Here is a 201-nt window from a genome sequence, read left to right on the forward strand (position 1 = left end):
TCTGTAACTCTAACTGTATAAGTTCCTAATGGAGTACCCAATGGTAAATTAAAGTTACTGCTTACTCCTGTTCCTGCTACTATAGTTCCTGTAGCAACATTGATAGAACTTGGATCTTCAACTACATAAGTGTAGCTTCCTGTTCCTGAACTAACCTCAATACTGTATTCTGGACCTGCAACACAACTTAAAATGCTTACT

Annotated in this window: 1 protein-coding gene; it reads right to left on the minus strand. The window is 37.3% G+C overall.

All coding sequences use genetic code 11. The features are described 5' to 3' along the window. A partial coding sequence (locus Q1A46_RS20915; protein WP_299683616.1) for a hypothetical protein occupies positions 1–201 on the minus strand: 201 nt, incomplete at both ends.

This window comes from uncultured Tenacibaculum sp., from assembly GCF_947502995.1.
Taxonomy (GTDB): domain Bacteria; phylum Bacteroidota; class Bacteroidia; order Flavobacteriales; family Flavobacteriaceae; genus Polaribacter.